The organism is Aeromonas sp. FDAARGOS 1405 (genome assembly GCF_019048265.1).
GTDB lineage: Bacteria > Pseudomonadota > Gammaproteobacteria > Enterobacterales > Aeromonadaceae > Aeromonas > Aeromonas veronii_A.
The window spans coordinates 3,518,799-3,533,685 of record NZ_CP077311.1 but is presented as its reverse complement, the minus strand read 5'-3'; the positions used below and the strand labels follow the sequence as shown (position 1 = coordinate 3,533,685).

13 protein-coding genes and 1 pseudogene are annotated in these 14,887 nt (G+C 59.5%); 6 read left to right on the top strand and 8 right to left on the bottom strand.

The window, feature by feature from the left end; all coding sequences use genetic code 11:
- Positions 1 to 4 precede the first annotated feature (4 nt).
- From fruA to fruB, 3 genes are read right to left on the bottom strand one after another with little or no spacing between them, the layout of a single operon-like run.
- On the bottom strand, positions 5 to 1,729 hold the full coding sequence (gene fruA / locus I6L35_RS16200; RefSeq protein WP_216978752.1) for a PTS fructose transporter subunit IIBC: 1,725 nt from the start codon (positions 1,727 to 1,729) through the stop codon (positions 5 to 7).
- Entirely contained in the window at positions 1,726 to 2,715 is a 990-nt protein-coding gene (pfkB, locus tag I6L35_RS16195) for a 1-phosphofructokinase (protein ID WP_216978751.1), read from the bottom strand. Before pfkB ends, fruA begins: the two co-directional genes overlap by 4 nt.
- The gene (fruB, locus tag I6L35_RS16190; RefSeq protein WP_216978750.1) at positions 2,715 to 3,815 is read right to left on the bottom strand and encodes a fused PTS fructose transporter subunit IIA/HPr protein; all 1,101 of its coding nucleotides are present in this window, start codon (positions 3,813 to 3,815) and stop codon (positions 2,715 to 2,717) included. Before fruB ends, pfkB begins: the two co-directional genes overlap by 1 nt.
- 296 nt (positions 3,816 to 4,111) lie before the next feature.
- Here fruB and cra point away from each other — a divergent pair, with 296 nt between their 5' ends.
- The 3 genes from cra to I6L35_RS16175 all read left to right on the top strand — a co-directional run bounded on the left by cra (position 4,112) and on the right by I6L35_RS16175 (position 7,458).
- Positions 4,112 to 5,098, top strand: coding sequence for a catabolite repressor/activator (gene cra, locus I6L35_RS16185; protein ID WP_216978749.1), 987 nt, complete (start codon positions 4,112 to 4,114; stop codon positions 5,096 to 5,098).
- A gap of 559 nt (positions 5,099 to 5,657) precedes the next feature.
- Positions 5,658 to 6,851 (top strand): aromatic amino acid transport family protein, encoded by a 1,194-nt coding sequence (locus I6L35_RS16180; protein WP_216978748.1) that lies wholly within the window; start codon positions 5,658 to 5,660, stop codon positions 6,849 to 6,851.
- Positions 6,852 to 7,071: 220 nt separating this feature from the next.
- The gene (locus tag I6L35_RS16175) at positions 7,072 to 7,458 is read left to right on the top strand and encodes an MAPEG family protein (RefSeq protein ID WP_216978747.1); all 387 of its coding nucleotides are present in this window, start codon (positions 7,072 to 7,074) and stop codon (positions 7,456 to 7,458) included.
- 113 nt (positions 7,459 to 7,571) lie between these two features.
- Here I6L35_RS16175 and I6L35_RS16170 read toward each other — a convergent pair whose 3' ends face one another.
- A complete protein-coding gene (locus I6L35_RS16170) occupies positions 7,572 to 8,972 on the bottom strand; it encodes a DEAD/DEAH box helicase (RefSeq protein WP_216978746.1) in 1,401 nt (466 codons plus the stop codon).
- A gap of 358 nt (positions 8,973 to 9,330) precedes the next feature.
- On the opposite strand from I6L35_RS16170, the gene I6L35_RS16165 reads away from it, so the two are divergent.
- Positions 9,331 to 10,140, top strand: coding sequence for an ABC transporter substrate-binding protein (locus I6L35_RS16165; protein ID WP_106843347.1), 810 nt, complete (start codon positions 9,331 to 9,333; stop codon positions 10,138 to 10,140).
- A gap of 125 nt (positions 10,141 to 10,265) precedes the next feature.
- Here the strand turns inward: I6L35_RS16165 and aroC are convergent, their stop codons facing one another.
- Both aroC and prmB read right to left on the bottom strand, forming a co-directional pair.
- Positions 10,266 to 11,354 (bottom strand): chorismate synthase, encoded by a 1,089-nt coding sequence (gene aroC / locus I6L35_RS16160; protein ID WP_021230156.1) that lies wholly within the window; start codon positions 11,352 to 11,354, stop codon positions 10,266 to 10,268.
- 12 nt (positions 11,355 to 11,366) lie between these two features.
- Complete coding sequence (gene prmB, locus I6L35_RS16155) at positions 11,367 to 12,302, bottom strand: 50S ribosomal protein L3 N(5)-glutamine methyltransferase (protein WP_139462539.1); 936 nt, start codon at positions 12,300 to 12,302, stop codon at positions 11,367 to 11,369.
- 82 nt (positions 12,303 to 12,384) lie between these two features.
- On the opposite strand from prmB, the gene smrB reads away from it, so the two are divergent.
- Positions 12,385 to 12,909, top strand: coding sequence for an endonuclease SmrB (smrB, locus tag I6L35_RS16150; protein ID WP_005333198.1), 525 nt, complete (start codon positions 12,385 to 12,387; stop codon positions 12,907 to 12,909).
- 17 nt (positions 12,910 to 12,926) lie between these two features.
- On the opposite strand, the pseudogene I6L35_RS16145 reads toward smrB, so the two are convergent.
- Positions 12,927 to 13,529, bottom strand: a pseudogene (locus I6L35_RS16145) (histidine phosphatase family protein).
- A 35-nt stretch (positions 13,530 to 13,564) separates the two neighbouring features.
- The gene (locus I6L35_RS16140; protein WP_216978745.1) at positions 13,565 to 13,972 is read right to left on the bottom strand and encodes a GFA family protein; all 408 of its coding nucleotides are present in this window, start codon (positions 13,970 to 13,972) and stop codon (positions 13,565 to 13,567) included.
- A 328-nt stretch (positions 13,973 to 14,300) separates the two neighbouring features.
- Here I6L35_RS16140 and I6L35_RS16135 point away from each other — a divergent pair, with 328 nt between their 5' ends.
- The gene (locus tag I6L35_RS16135) at positions 14,301 to 14,855 is read left to right on the top strand and encodes a porin family protein (RefSeq protein WP_227342831.1); all 555 of its coding nucleotides are present in this window, start codon (positions 14,301 to 14,303) and stop codon (positions 14,853 to 14,855) included.
- Positions 14,856 to 14,887: the final 32 nt, after the last annotated feature.

Below are 14,887 nucleotides of genomic sequence, written 5' to 3'. Positions count from 1 at the left end.
AGGCTTATGCCGTGGCCAGCTTGGCCTGCTCTTCGCCGCGCTTGAGCATGGCGTAGGAGACACCGGTCAGCAGCGAGCCTGCTGCAATGGCCACGATATACATCATGACATTGCTGATGGCGTGCGGGATGAACAGCACGAACAGACCGCCGTGGGGAGCCATCAGCTCGCAACCGAACAGCATGGAGAGCGCACCGGTCAGGGCGCCGCCGACCATGCAGGCCGGGATGACCCGCATCGGATCCTTGGCGGCAAACGGGATGGCCCCCTCGGAGATAAAGCACAGACCCAGCACGAAGGAGGCCTTGCCCGCTTCCTGTTCCGCCTTGATGAACTTGGCGCGGGCCAGGAAGGTGGCGATCCCCATCCCCAGCGCCGGCACCATGCCGGCGGCCATCACGGCAGCCATGGGGGCGTAGGTTTTGGAGGCCAGCAGGCCGACCCCGAAGGCGTAGGCTGCCTTGTTGACCGGGCCACCCATGTCGAAGCACATCATGGCACCGATGATGACACCCAGCAGCACAGCGTTGGCAGAGCCCATGTTGTTGAGGAACTCGGTCATGGCATTCATGATACCGGCCACAGGGCCACCGACGACGTAGATCATCACCAGGCCGGTAAACAGGCTGGCAAACAGCGGAATAATCAGGATCGGCTTGAGCGCTTCCAGGGTAGTCGGCAGGCGCACCTTGTCACTCAGGTATTTGGCACTGTAACCGGCCAGAAAACCGGCGACGATGCCGCCAAGGAAACCGGCGCCCAGCGAGCTTGCCAGCATGCCACCGATCATGCCGGGAGCGAGACCCGGGCGGTCAGCGATGGAGTAGGCAATGTAACCGGCCAGCACCGGGATCATCAGGGCAAAGGCAGAGCCGCCACCGATCTTCATCAGAGCGGCGGCCAGAGTGCCTTCCACCTTGAACGCCTCAATCCCGAACACGAACGAGAGCGCGATAATCAGGCCGCCCGCCACCACCATCGGCAACATAAAGGAGACACCGGTCAGCAGATGCTTGTAGGGGCCAGCTTTTTCCTCTTTCTTGGGCTGGCTGGCACCGCTGTGACGATAGGTTTTCGCCTCGGTCCACGCCTTGCCCAACTCGGCACGGGTTTTCTTCAGTGCCGCACCGGTACTGGTGCGATAGACCAGCTTGCCGTCGAAACGAGCCATGTCCACCTCGATATCGGTGGCGAGGAACACCAGATCAGCGGATGCAATCTCCTCGGCGGTCAGGGCGTTCTGGGCACCGACCGAGCCTTGGGTCTCGACGCGGATCTGATAACCCAGCTGTTTGGCCATGGTCTCCAGCGCTTCTGCCGACATAAAGGTGTGGGCAACGCCAGTCGGGCACGCTGTCACTGCCACGATGCGCTTCCCAGCGGCGACCGATTTGGCGGCAGCAGGCGCGGCTTGATGACGATAGACGCTGGCACCGCTGGTGGCTGCTTCCAGCAAGGCAGCCGGATCCTGCAGGGCGAGATCCATGCTGCCCTGATAGACTCGCTTGCCATCATAGGCGGCGAGATCCACCGGGGCACTGGCGACAACCAGCACCAGATCGGCGGCGGTAATCTGCTCCTTATTCGGTACCTGGCGGGGCTGCACGCTGGAGCCGACGTCGAGGGTGAGTTCCCAGCCAGCCAGTTTGGCCTGCTGTTCTATCCGTTTTGCAGCGAGAAAGCTGGTGGCAATGCCCGCCGGGCAAGCCGTAACCAAGATTGCTTTCATTGGGCATCTCCTGAGTTTTCCATTGAGGGGGTATTGCACTGAACCGGTGCCAGCGCATCCAGACGCTCTACGCGCACCTGTTCAAGTAAAGGGTTGAGCACATTGATATCGTCAAAGCCGACCGCCACCTGACTGACCGCCAATGCCGAGACGGCGGTGGCCAGCCGCAGGGTCTGCTCCGGCGCCCAGCCAAGGCTCAGACCATGGGCGAGACCTGCCACCAGAGAATCGCCAGCACCAACCGTGCTGACCACCTGCATCCGCGGCGGAATGGCCTGCCAAACGGCATCTGGGGCAAACCAGATGAGGCCATCGGCGCCGTTGGAGATCACCACGTTGGGGATCCCGCTCGCCTGCAGCGCGCGGGCACACTCGGCCTGCTCGCTCAGGGTCTTGATGGGGCGACCAGCCCATTGGCTCAGCTCCTCCAGATTGGGTTTGACCAGGGTCGGCGCCGCCTTGATCCCTTCGCTTAACGCCGCACCGCTGCAATCGAAGATCACCTGCTTGCCCTTGGCCTTGAGCAGGCGGATCAGATGGGCGCAGTAATCGGGGGCCACCCCTTTGGGCAGGCTGCCCGCCAGCACGAACCACTCGGCGTGAGGTGCCAATTTGTCGATGGCCTGCTCCAGCGCGCACACTTCCCCTTGCTGGATGGTGAGCCCCGGCAAGTTGAGATCGGTAACCCGACCGGACTGTTCGGAGATCTTGACGTTGATGCGGGTGCTGCCCACGACACGGACAAAGTGATCATCAAGCGTCCGCTCTGCAAACAGGGAGACAAAGCTCTGCTCATTGTCAGCGCCCAGCCAGCCTGTGACGCCCACGTCTCTGCCAAGATCTTTGAGCACCATGGCGACGTTGATCCCCTTGCCTGCGGCACGCAGGTTGGCCTCGCTCACCAGATTGACCTCACCGAGGCTCATCGCCTCGAGGCGAGTAGTGAGATCAAGGGCCGGATTGAGGGTGATGGTAACAATCTTCATTAATGCGCCCCCTCGCCGAGACCAGCGGCGATGGCCTCACCGATCCCCTTGAGAGCCGCTTCGGCATCAGCCCCTTCGGCGCGAAACGCCAGACGGTGCCCGCATTTGACCCCAAGACCGATCACTTTCATCAGGCTCTTGGCGGAAACCGCTTCGCCGCTGCCATCCAGATTGGCCACCCGGATGTCGGATTCAAACTCTTTGGCCACCTTGACCAGCATGGCGCCGGGACGAGCGTGCAAGCCGTGGGGATTGATGATGGTGAAGGTTTCGGAAAGACCGCTCGCGGGGCCTGCTTGCAGCATGGCCAGTCCCTCGCCGCCCGCCAGCGTCGCCAGCTGACCAGCAGCCGCCAGTTTGGCCAGATTCTCCAGCTGCGGCAGATGGCCGCTATCTGCGGCGCACAGCAGTAGCATGGCGCTGACCGGCAGCTCCCCTGCGCGAAGTTCGCTGCTGGGCGTTGCCAACACCCAGCCAGTCTGGGCCGCTTGCGCCCGGGCCAGCCAGATGCCCTCGCCCAGATAGGCGGGATCGCTTGCCAGCAGCGCGCTCACCATGGCGGCATCGCCCCAGCCCGCCGATTTGGCGCGGGCGGCTGCTCCCAGCAGCAGTTGGTCGCCATCATCGGCCGGGAAGTCAGCTAGGGTCAGGTATTGCACCTCTTTCGCGGCAGTGGCGCCAGTCAGGATGTTGATGATGGTGTCGGCATCGGTGGCCTCTTTGAGCTGAGCTGCCGCCTGCTCGTCACCCAGCACATGGGTGAGCTGGCGCAAAATGCCCAGATGTTCGTCTGACTTGGCGGCGATGCCGATGGCGACGTAGGCGATCTGCCCCTCCTCCCACTCGATACCATTGGGGAACTGGGCCACCATGACGCCGGTGCTCTTCACCAGATGACGGGTGTCGGTGGTGCCGTGGGGAATGGCGATGCCGCTGCCAAGATAGGTGGCATGCTGCGCTTCACGGGCCAGCATCCCATCCACATAGCCCGCTTCCACCAGACCGGCTTCGGTCAGTTTGCCTGCCAGCAGGGCAATGGCGTCCGACTTGGTCGCCACCGACTGCCCCAGCAAGATCTGCTCTCGCGCCAACTTCAACATAGAGACTCTCCATCAGGTTCCGGCCGCGCCGGTACGTCACAATTGAACATTCGGGTAACTCGCCAGCTGACAATAGACCCGAACACGGTTGACTGTGATCGGAGCCTGATTTTCAGGCCACTGGGTCTCTTCGTTGCTGACAGGCTGAATCGTTTCACTTACACTCAGACTGAATCGTTTCAGCGAATTGATCAAGTACCCACAAAGAGTGCTTTTCAATGATATGATCCCGCGCACACTTTTCGGTGCCCTCACCCGGCAGTGACCGTGGGCCTTGCAACTCAAACAGAGCCAATATGATGAAACTGGATGAAATCGCCGCCCTCGCCGGTGTCTCGCGCACCACGGCAAGCTATGTGATCAATGGCAAGGCCGACCAATACCGCATCAGTCAGGCCACCCGCGACAAGGTGATGGCCGTTGTCACCGCCCATAACTACCAGCCGGACAGCCGCGCCGCCTCCCTGCGTGGCGGCCAGACCAAGACCCTCGGCTTTATCCTGCCCGACCTTGAGAACGCCAGTTATGCCAAGCTGGCCAAACGGCTGGAACAGGGGGCCCGGGCGCAGGGCTATCAGCTGCTCATCGTCTGCTCGGAAGATGAGCCCGCCACCGAAAAAGAGCTGGCCCAGATGCTGGTGAGCCGTCATGTGGATGCCCTGCTGGTGGCCAGTTGCCTGCCCCCGGACGACCCCTTCTACGGCAAATTGCAGGCGCAAGGCAGCCAGATCCTCGCCATCGACCGGGCGATGGCCGCCGACAAGTTTGTCACCGTCGCCAGTGAAAACGAGAAGGCGAGCTTTGATCTCACCAGCTCCCTGCTCACCCCGACCTTGCGCCATATCGCCTTGATCACCGCGCTGCCAGCACTCACGATCAGTCAGGAGCGCAAAGCCGGTTTCGAGCAGGCGGTCGCCAGTCACAGCGCGGCTCGCCACCTGTGTCAGGGGGATCACTTCTCCCGCCTTGAGGGGTATCGCCTGATCAAAGATCTGCACCAGCAGCTGGGCCAGTTGCCCGAAGCGCTGATCACCACCTCCTATATCCTGATGGAGGGGGTACTCGACTACCTGTTGGAGCAAGAGATCGATATGAGCCAGCTCGCCATGGCCACCTTCGGGGACGATCGGCTGCTCGACTTCCTCCCCTTTGGCATCAACTCCCTGCCCCAGCAGCACGACGCGCTGGCGAGCCAGGCGCTGGAGCTGGCACTCAAGGCGGTGAACGGCAACTACCAGAGCGGGCTGCACTATGTGAGCCGCACCCTCAAGCGCCGTCGCTAACCTGCTCGAAGCAGACCCGATTTGCTATTAATGGGTGGGTAAAGAATGCAGATGACAATAAGGCTGCCAGGATTGGCAGCCTTATTGTTTTTCCCCACAACCCTACCCGCCCGCTTTGCTTTCTCTACCGTCTGCCCGACTAAACAACCGGCCTCCACACTCCTTTCACCCCGCAACTAAACGCCAACGCCACGACAAGGCACTCCCCCATCCGTGCTGCAACCACTTGGCTGACCTGTATCAATGAGCCCCTGCCAGTCATTTTTTCGGTGCTTTTTTCTGCAATCAGCCATCACTGTCATCATTTATTTCCACTTATTGCCACAAGCCAGCACAAGATCCGTATAAAAGGGGTTGTTTCCGCTATTTTGATCCGCTAACGTGGCAACCATCTTTTACAACTGACAGGTTTTAGGTACAGATGTTCCCGTTCCGATATTGCTAGCCTCCGGCCCTATCACCGGAGGCACCTTCTGATAACGCCAATCGGCCCCCTTTTGTTGACGTTAATGCTGACATCGTCTGTTTGCACTGACACCGCTACGTTCGGATGGATAACATGAATACCAAAACTCTGGGTTGTACCCTGTTGATTGCCGGCACCACCATAGGCGCCGGCATGCTGGCCCTGCCGCTGGCCTCCTCCTCCCTCGGCGGCCCCGCCACCCTGCTGCTGATGGTTGGCCTCTGGGCCCTGATGGCCTTCACCGCCATGCTGCAAGTAGAGGCAAGCCTCAACACCGGCAAATGGTACCTGCACCAGCTGGCGGATCATTTGCTCGGCCCCTGGGGCAAGCGCATCGCCTCCTTATGTATCCTGATGCTGTTCTACTCGCTGGCCTCCGCTTACATCAGCGGTGGCAGCAGCCTGCTGGCACAGGCGCTGGCCGATGCGGGCATGACTCTCAGCCAGGAGCAGGCCGCCTGGGCCTTTACTCTGCTGTTTGGCGGCATGGTCTGTGTCGGCACCCGCTCGGTGGATTACCTCAACCGGCTGATGTTCACCGTCAAACTGGTAATCATGGTGGTGGTGCTGGCGTTGCTGCTGCCCCGCACCGAAGGGCAGCATCTACTTTCGATGCCGCTGGGTCAGGGCCTGTTGCTGGCGGGCCTGCCGGTCATCTTCACCTCGTTCGGCTTTCACGGCTCCATTCCGAGTGTCATGCTCTACCTCGGCGATTGTCCCAAACAGCTGCGCCGGGTCTTTGTCTGGGGCTCCGCCCTGCCGCTGATCCTCTACGTGCTGTGGCAGGTAGCGATCCTCGGTCTGCTCGGCCAGCAAGCCCTGCTGCAAACCGGCGGCGCGCTGGACAGCCTGCTGGCCAACGTCGGCAAGCTGGTGAGCTGGCCGGCCTTCAATCAGGCTATGCACCTGTTTGCCGATCTGGCGCTCGCCACCTCCTTCCTCGGGGTGACGCTGGGGCTGTTCGACTTTATGGCCAAGGTAACCCGCCGCAAGGACAACTGGCAGGGCCGCAGCCAGACCGGTCTTATCACCTTCGTGCCGCCGCTGCTGTTTGCCCTCTACTTCCCGCAGGGCTTTATCATGGCGCTTGGCTACGCTGCCATTGCGCTGGCGATCCTCGCGGTACTGCTGCCGGTAGCGCTGGTATGGCAGAGCCGCAAGCAAGCTCCCGCCCACCACTACCGCGCCCCGGGTGGCGTGGTGGCGCTGGGAGTGGCTGCCGCCATGGGCGCATTGATTGTCGGCGTCCAGATCAGCGTCAGCCTTGGAATGCTGCCCGCGCTGTAATCTTTGCTGCAATTCAATACGCCAGATAGGCAAAAGCCCCGCCAATCAGATTGGCGGGGCTTTTGCTATTGGGGTCTGCATAACGTGCGCCATATCGCAATATGACGGCTCAATCTGGTACTAATGGCTGCTACCCTCAAGGCAAGACCTTGAGATGCCGAGCAATGTGGCGTCTCTCAACACCAGCCACCCGATATCATCACACCGGGAGCCAGATACCATGACCATACTGCCTGTTTACGCGGCCCTGCTCGCTCTGCTGTTTGTGTTGCTGAGCATTCGTACCATTCGCACCCGTCACCGCCAGAAAGTGGCGCTCGGCCATGGCGATGATCCCGCCATGCTGCGGGCCATGCGGGTGCACGCCAACTTTGCCGAGTATGTCCCCCTCGCTCTGCTACTGATCTATTTCGTCGAAACCGGCAGCCATGCCCCTTGGGTGGTTCATCTGCTGGGGAGTGCCTTGCTGCTTGGTCGCCTCTGTCACGCCTTTGGCATGAGTCGCACACCGGAGAATTTCCGCTATCGGGTGGTGGGAATGGGGCTGACCTTCACGGTGATCCTGGTGAGCGCGGCCTGTCTCCTGCTCACCGCCCTGCTCTCCTGACCAGAGCAGGTCAGCCAAACGCGGAGCCGCCGAAACAGAAATAGAAAAGCCCTGCCGATATGGCAGGGCTTTTCGTTTAACCGTTCAGAGCGGGAGAGTGACTCTCCTTGCCCTTACTGGTTGTGGCTGGCGCGACGGGGACGACGGGCCTGAGCCGGTTTGCCAGCGCCATCAGCCGGACGCTGACCACCTTGCGGCTTGGGCTTGCCACCGTTACCGGTACGTGTACCACCCGCATTGCCATTGGAGGCGGAACGACCGGCCCCCTGACGCTGACCTTGACCTTGCGGACGCGGTGCACGGCGCTGCTCGCTCGGATCCCGGGGCTCTTTGCGCAGCGGCGCGCCGATACCACGGGCGATGTTGTCGAGGGTCTCGCGGGAAGCTTCAAAACCGGCCACCTGCTCGCACGGAATGTTCTGCTTGGTCAGACGCTCGATCGCCTTGATAAGCTTCCCTTCATCTGCAGCCACCAGCGAGATGGCGTGACCGGCAGCACCGGCACGGCCGGTACGACCGATGCGGTGCACGTAATCTTCCGCCACGTTGGGCAACTCGAAGTTGACCACTTGCGGCAACTTGTCGATGTCCAGACCACGGGCGGCGATGTCGGTCGCCACCAGCACCTTGACGCTACCATCCTTGAAACCGGCCAGCGCGCGAGTACGGGCACCCTGGCTCTTGTTACCGTGAATGGCGGCGGCGCTGACGCCGTTCTTGTCGAGAGTCTCGGCAACGCGATTGGCCATGTGCTTGGTACGGGTGAACACCAGTACCTGCTGCCAGTTGTTGCTGGTGACCAGATGACTCAGCAGCGCGATCTTGTTGGCCTTGTCGCACGGATGCACCAGCTGCTCGATACGCTCGGCAGTGCTGTTGCGCGGGGCAACTTCAATGACAGCCGGGTTGTCCAGCAGGCCAGTGGCCAGCTCGCGAATTTCATCGGCGAAGGTGGCGGAGAAGAGCAGGTTCTGGCGCTTCTTCGGCAGCAGGGTCAGGATGCGGCGGATGTCGCGGATAAAGCCCATGTCGAGCATGCGATCCGCTTCGTCCAGTACCAGGATCTCCACCTCGTCAAACTTGACGGCGTTCTGGTTGTAGAGATCGATCAGACGGCCCGGACAGGCCACCAGCACGTCCAGACCACGGCGAGTCGCCATCATCTGCGGGTTGATGCTCACGCCACCGAATACCACGTGGCTGCGCAGGGGCAGATGCTTGCCATAGTTGCGCACGCTCTCGCCCACCTGGGCGGCCAGCTCGCGCGTCGGGGTCAGTACCAGCGCACGGACGCGGTTCGGAGAGACCTTGCGCTTGCTCTCCATCAGACGTTGCAGCATCGGCAGGGTAAAGCCTGCGGTCTTGCCGGTCCCTGTTTGGGCCGCCGCCATCAGATCGCGGCCAGCCAGAACGGCGGGGATCGCTTGTTGCTGAATGGGAGACGGGGTGTCGTAGCCTTGTTCGGCAACGGCACGCAACAAGGGTTCGGCCAGACCGAGGGAAGTAAAACTCATAGTTACCTGCTAGGGATAGGGGCGCCGACAATCCGGGATGGGGCTCCTCTGCTGAGCCGATGCCATCTCGCCAGACTCGGGCCTGTTGAGAACACAACGATTTCCCCGGGGAGCAGAGCAAAGGGGAAAGAATAGGGGCGCAGTCTAACGGAGTTGTGCCGGATAAACGAGAAAAATGTGATGCTCCTCCCAGCACGCACAGAAAAGCCCTCTGCTCTCCACCGAATAATCCCGTTGACCAGTGAAGCACGCACCACACTATTAACTGACAACTTATTACCTGTCCCGCCATCGTGATGCGCGGGTCGCAGGCGCACGGGATAGCAGAGAACAAAAAGCAGAATAACGAGGTTAAGCTATGAGCACGCAATATCGTCCCCACGGCAACTGGCAGGCCAAGCTCTGCCTGCTGCTGCTTTTGCTGACCCCTTCCCTGCAGGCCAGTCAGACCCTGACCGTGGCCTGGAGCCACTGGCCCCCCTTCAGTCAAATCAACAACAGGGGTGAGCTGGACGGGCTGGATGTCAGCCTGACTCGCCAGATCCTCACCCAGGCGGGCTTTGCCCCCAAATTTCGTGAGATCCCCTGGGCGCGGGCACTCCATCTGGTGGAGCACGATCAGCTGGATGTGGCGATGGCCGCACTACCACTACCGGAGCGGCAGAAGTATGCCCGCTTCTCTGCACCCTATCGCCAGAGCGCCTATGTGCTGTTGAGTAATAACCCGATTCCAGGCCATCAGGATCGCTGGGGAAAGCTCGATACCTTGTCCAAACTGTGCCACAACAAGGATCTCAAAATTGGCAAACTGCGCGGTACTCGCCCCATTCATCAAATGGACGAGTGTCCTGCCCTCAAGGGGGCGACCGAGTACAATGCCGATGATCGACTAATCGAACTGCTGCTGGCCCGCCGTCTCGATGGCATCATTATGGAGTGGCAATATGCACGCTATCGGCTCTCCCAATTGGGCGCCGAGGGGTTTATCAGTTGTCAGCTGTTGCTGCACCATCAGCCGGTCAGCCTGATGTTTGCCAAAAACAGCATGAGCGAAGAGCAGCTCCTCAAGGTCAACGAGGCCATTCACGCTATGCCCAAACACCATGGGAAGTTCTCTCCCCCCAACTGCCGTCTCGATGCCGATCCGCAGGACGCTGATCACTCTTGATAACCGACGAGTGATAGAAGTACCGCAGAGCATAAGAACAAAGGCGACCCGAAGGTCGCCTTTGATTTGGTTGACGAACCAGCACCCTGAACAGGGTGCGATCAGTCGATGTGCAGCAAGAGCGATCAACGCAGCTGTGGGGTATGGGTCAACACCCCCTGATTCTGGGCACGATGGCGCAGCAGGTGATCCATCAACACCAGTGCCAGCATGGCCTCGGCAATAGGCACGGCGCGAATGCCGACACAAGGATCGTGGCGCCCCTTGGTGATCATCTCGATGGCCTCGCCTTCGGTATTGATGGTCTTGCCCGGCACAGTGATGCTGGAAGTAGGCTTGAGCGCCATGCTTACCACGATATCCTGACCTGACGAGATCCCACCCAGAATGCCGCCCGCATGGTTGCTGGCAAAGCCCGCCGGAGTCATCTCGTCACGATGCTCGGAGCCTTTTTGCTCCACTACCGCAAAGCCATCGCCGATCTCCACCCCTTTCACCGCATTGATGCCCATCATGGCGTGGGCGATATCGGCGTCGAGACGATCAAACACCGGCTCACCCAGGCCCACCGGCACATTGCGCGCAATGACCTGCACCTTGGCACCGATACTGTTGCCCTCTTTTTTCAGGTCGCGCATATATTGATCGAGCTCTTCCAGCTTGCCCGCATCGGGGAAGAAGAAGGGATTCTGCTCAATCTGCGCCGCGTCAAACGCCTCAGCCTTGATGGGGCCGAGCTGGGAGAGAAAACCGGTGATCTCGATGCCATGTACCTGTTTCAGGTACTTCTTGGCAATCGCCCCCGCCGCCACTCGCATCGCGGTCTCGCGGGCAGATGAGCGACCACCGCCACGATAGTCCCGCTGACCATACTTCTGGTGGTAGGTGTAGTCAGCATGACCCGGCCGGAACAGATCCTTGATATCGGAGTAATCCTTGGAGCGCTGATCGGTATTCTCGATGAGCAGCCCGATGGAGGTGCCGGTGGTCTTGCCCTCGAACACCCCGGAGAGGATCTTCACCTCGTCCGGCTCGCGGCGCGGCGTGGTGTAGCGGGAAGTGCCGGGCTTGCGCCGATCCAGATCCCCCTGCAGATCCGCTTCGCTGATCTCCAGCCCAGGCGGGCAACCATCGACCACGGCGCCCAGCGCCAGGCCGTGGCTCTCGCCAAAGGTAGTGACCCGAAAGAGTTGACCAAAACTGTTCCCTGCCATGCGCGCTCCTGCTTAGTTCTTGTAGATGGCGAAATGATCCTGATACTGCACCAGCTCTTCACGGGTCATCACAAAGACGCCGTGACCGCCGTTTTCGAATTCAACCCAGGTAAAGGGGATCTCGGGGAACTGGGCTTCCAGATGGATCATGCTGTTGCCCACTTCGACCACCAGCACGCCGTTATCCTTGAGGAAATCTGCCGCATGGGCCAGCAGACGCTTGGTCAGCTTGAGGCCATCGGAACCGGACGCCAGCGCCAGCTCTGGCTCGTGACGGAACTCTTCCGGCAGATCCGACATATCTTCGGAATCCACATAGGGCGGATTGGAGACGATGAGATCGTACTTGTCACCCGCGGGCAGATCGCGGAACAGATCGGAGCGGATCGGAATGACCTGCTGCTCCAACCCGTGATCGTTGATGTTGCGCTCGGCCACGTTCAGCGCATCGATGCTGATGTCGATGGCATCCACTTCCGCTTCCGGGAACTCGTGGGCCATGATGATGGCGATGCAACCGGAGCCAGTGCACAAGTCCATGATCCGGGTCGGTTCATGTTTGAGGAAGGGCGCGAAACGGTTGGCAACCATCTCGGCGATGGGAGAACGGGGAATGAGCACCCGCTCGTCCACGTAGAACTCCCAACCGGCATACCAGGCCTTGTTGGTCAGATAGGCGGCCGGTACCCGCTCCTGTACACGGCGGATAATCAGCTCGGCGATGCGGTGACGCTCGCTGCTGGTGAGACGGGAGTGGCGCATGGCCGGGTCTACATCCGGTGGCAGATGTAACGCGGGCAGTACCAGCTGCACAGCTTCATCCCAGGCGTTGTCGGTTCCATGACCGTAAAAAATCCCGGCGTCGTTGAAACGACTCATGGCCCAACGCAACATGTCCTGGATGGTGTGCATCTCGGCAACCACCTCATCGATAAATATCTTGTCCAAATCCACCTCCAAGTCGAGTAATATCCGGCCCGAGCCCCGTTTACCTGACGGGCAAGACGCATACCTAATACATGAGCATCTGATGAAAAAAACGCCCTCACCGACAGACGAGGAAACCCTGCTGTTCCGCGATGCGATAAAAGGTACCCGGAAAATCAAGCAAGATACCATAAGGGCCGAGTTACGCCCGGTCAAGCAGAAACGCGAATTGCGCGAAACCCGCGAAAAGCTTGGGGTTGACCACTATTTCAGCGATGAGTATCAGCCCCATCTCGACGATGATGGGCCGACCCGTTACGTGCGGGAAGATGTGTCAAAATTTGAGCTGAAAAAGCTCAAGCGGGGCATTTATCCGCCGGAGATCTACCTCGATCTGCACGGCATGAACCAGCAGCAGGCAAAACAGGAGCTGGCCGCCCTGCTCACCCTCTGCCAGAAAGAGAACATTCACGTCGCCTCAGTGATGCACGGCATCGGCAAACATATTCTCAAGCAGCGCATTCCCAGCTGGCTGGCCCAGCACCCCAATGTGCGCGCCTTCCATCAGGCCCCCCGCGAATGGGGCGGCGACAGCGCCATTCTGGTGTTGCTGGATATCGAAGAGTAGAAAAAGCAGCGCACAAACTAACTCTGCCCAACCGGTCGCTTGAATCGCAATGGTGATATAAAGGAGTCAATATTGACCACCAGCATGCCGCCGTTGGGCAACTGCCACGCGAAGAAGTCATCAAATCCGGCGGTCGTTAGGGCTCGGATCACCTTGGCGACCACACCGTGCGCCACCAGCAGTATCCGCTCTCCTTTCATGGTCGAAGCAAGTTCCGTGAGTCCCTGCGAGATCCGGGCTATCACCTCATCAATGGTTTCACCACCAGGAGGAGCTTCAGCCCAGCGCCGGGTGATGTTGCGTGCCCGCAGTTCGGGATAGCGTGTTCTCGCCTCTGCCTGCGTCAGCCCCTCGAACAGGCCGACATGCCGTTCACGAAAGTCCGGAGCAAGTTCCACAGGCAAGCCCAACTGACGTGAGAAGATCGCGGCGCTCTCTCTTGTTCGCAGCAGGGGCGACGCCAGCAACCGATCGAACGGGGCCAGTGTGGTCACCATCTCATCGGCCAGTCAGCATATATGCCACGCGCCATCTTGGTTGAGCCCGATATCCAACGCCCCTTGATAGCGCCCCTCGGCGTTGGCGTGAGTCTCTCCATGGCGGATCACTATCAGCTCCATGGTGTACTCCTCTTTCTACGTGGAATATCGCAAAACTACTTCCCTTTCGGATAACGGGGATGATCGTCCTGGATCGGCAACCAGGAGAGCTGGCTGACGGTATGGATGTGATAGGTTGGTGCGACCGTTTCGGGGTTATCAAGTGAGACAATAGCCATCAGGTACTCGGGGTATTGAATGCTGCGATAGCTGAGGGTGGCGCCACAGGTTGCACAAAAGCCGCGTCGAATCGCCTCCGACGAGGCGTACTCAGTCAATACGCCGCATAGCCATTGCACCTGTTTCACCCGAAAATCCATCCAGGCGCCGACCGGAGCGCCGGTCGTGCGCTGACAATCCCGGCAGTGGCAAAAATCGGTAGCAAAGGGAGCAGCTAGCACCTTGTAGCGGATTGCACCACAATGGCAACCCCCCTCTAATATACCGTCACGAGAAATCACCATCTTGTTTACCATCCAGTCCACGTTTGAAGGCATATATTGCCAGCCTAACATCCCGTTACACTAAGTTGATTAGTGCAGAAAACCAATGAAATTTGCGATTTATCAGCGCCCGTTTCAGATAGTATTGACACAGTTCACCATTGTTCAGACAGAAGATAACCACTCTCACCTCCCATCATAACGGTTATGGGGGCTCTGATTATTCATCCCGCTGACAATATGAGATATTGCCACTCACTACTGGCCTGCGAATATAAGACAAGCTCACCCGAGCCCATATAAATCTGTTCGTCGCAGCCATATTCCACGCTATTTAATTGGAACCTGCATGATGAAGTTATTCACTCCCCTGGTGGTTGCCACGGCGATCTTCTCTTCCGTGGCGATAGCAACCCCCTCTCCCCATATCGTCGGCGCCACCCTTGGCTATGGCACCCAGTCATTCAAAGCACAAAATGGGGATCAGGCCGATGGCGGTGACAATATGACTGCCGATCTCTATTACCGTTATATGTTCAACGATTATATCGGTATCGATTCAGGAATATTGTTTGGTACCGGTGGCGTAGTCAGCGCCCTCTTCGATGCAACCCTCAATGACGTAAAAGATATCCATTACAAAGGGATCCGCTCTGCCTTGTATGCACAATTCCCGGTCTCTTCCGGCAACAGCTTTTATGCCAAACTGGGTGCCAACGCCCACAGAGTCGAATACACGATCAACAAGGAAGATCAGAGCAACTCCGGGGTCGGTTTTTATGGCGCTGCGGGTTGGCAATATCGCTTTGATTCGGGTATCGGACTCAATGCGGAGTACCAATATATCCCCATGCCTCGACTCGATGTCAAAGGGGTCAGTGTCGGTCTCAACTACCGTTTCTGATCCCGCCTGATGGGGCGACAACAGGCCGATAA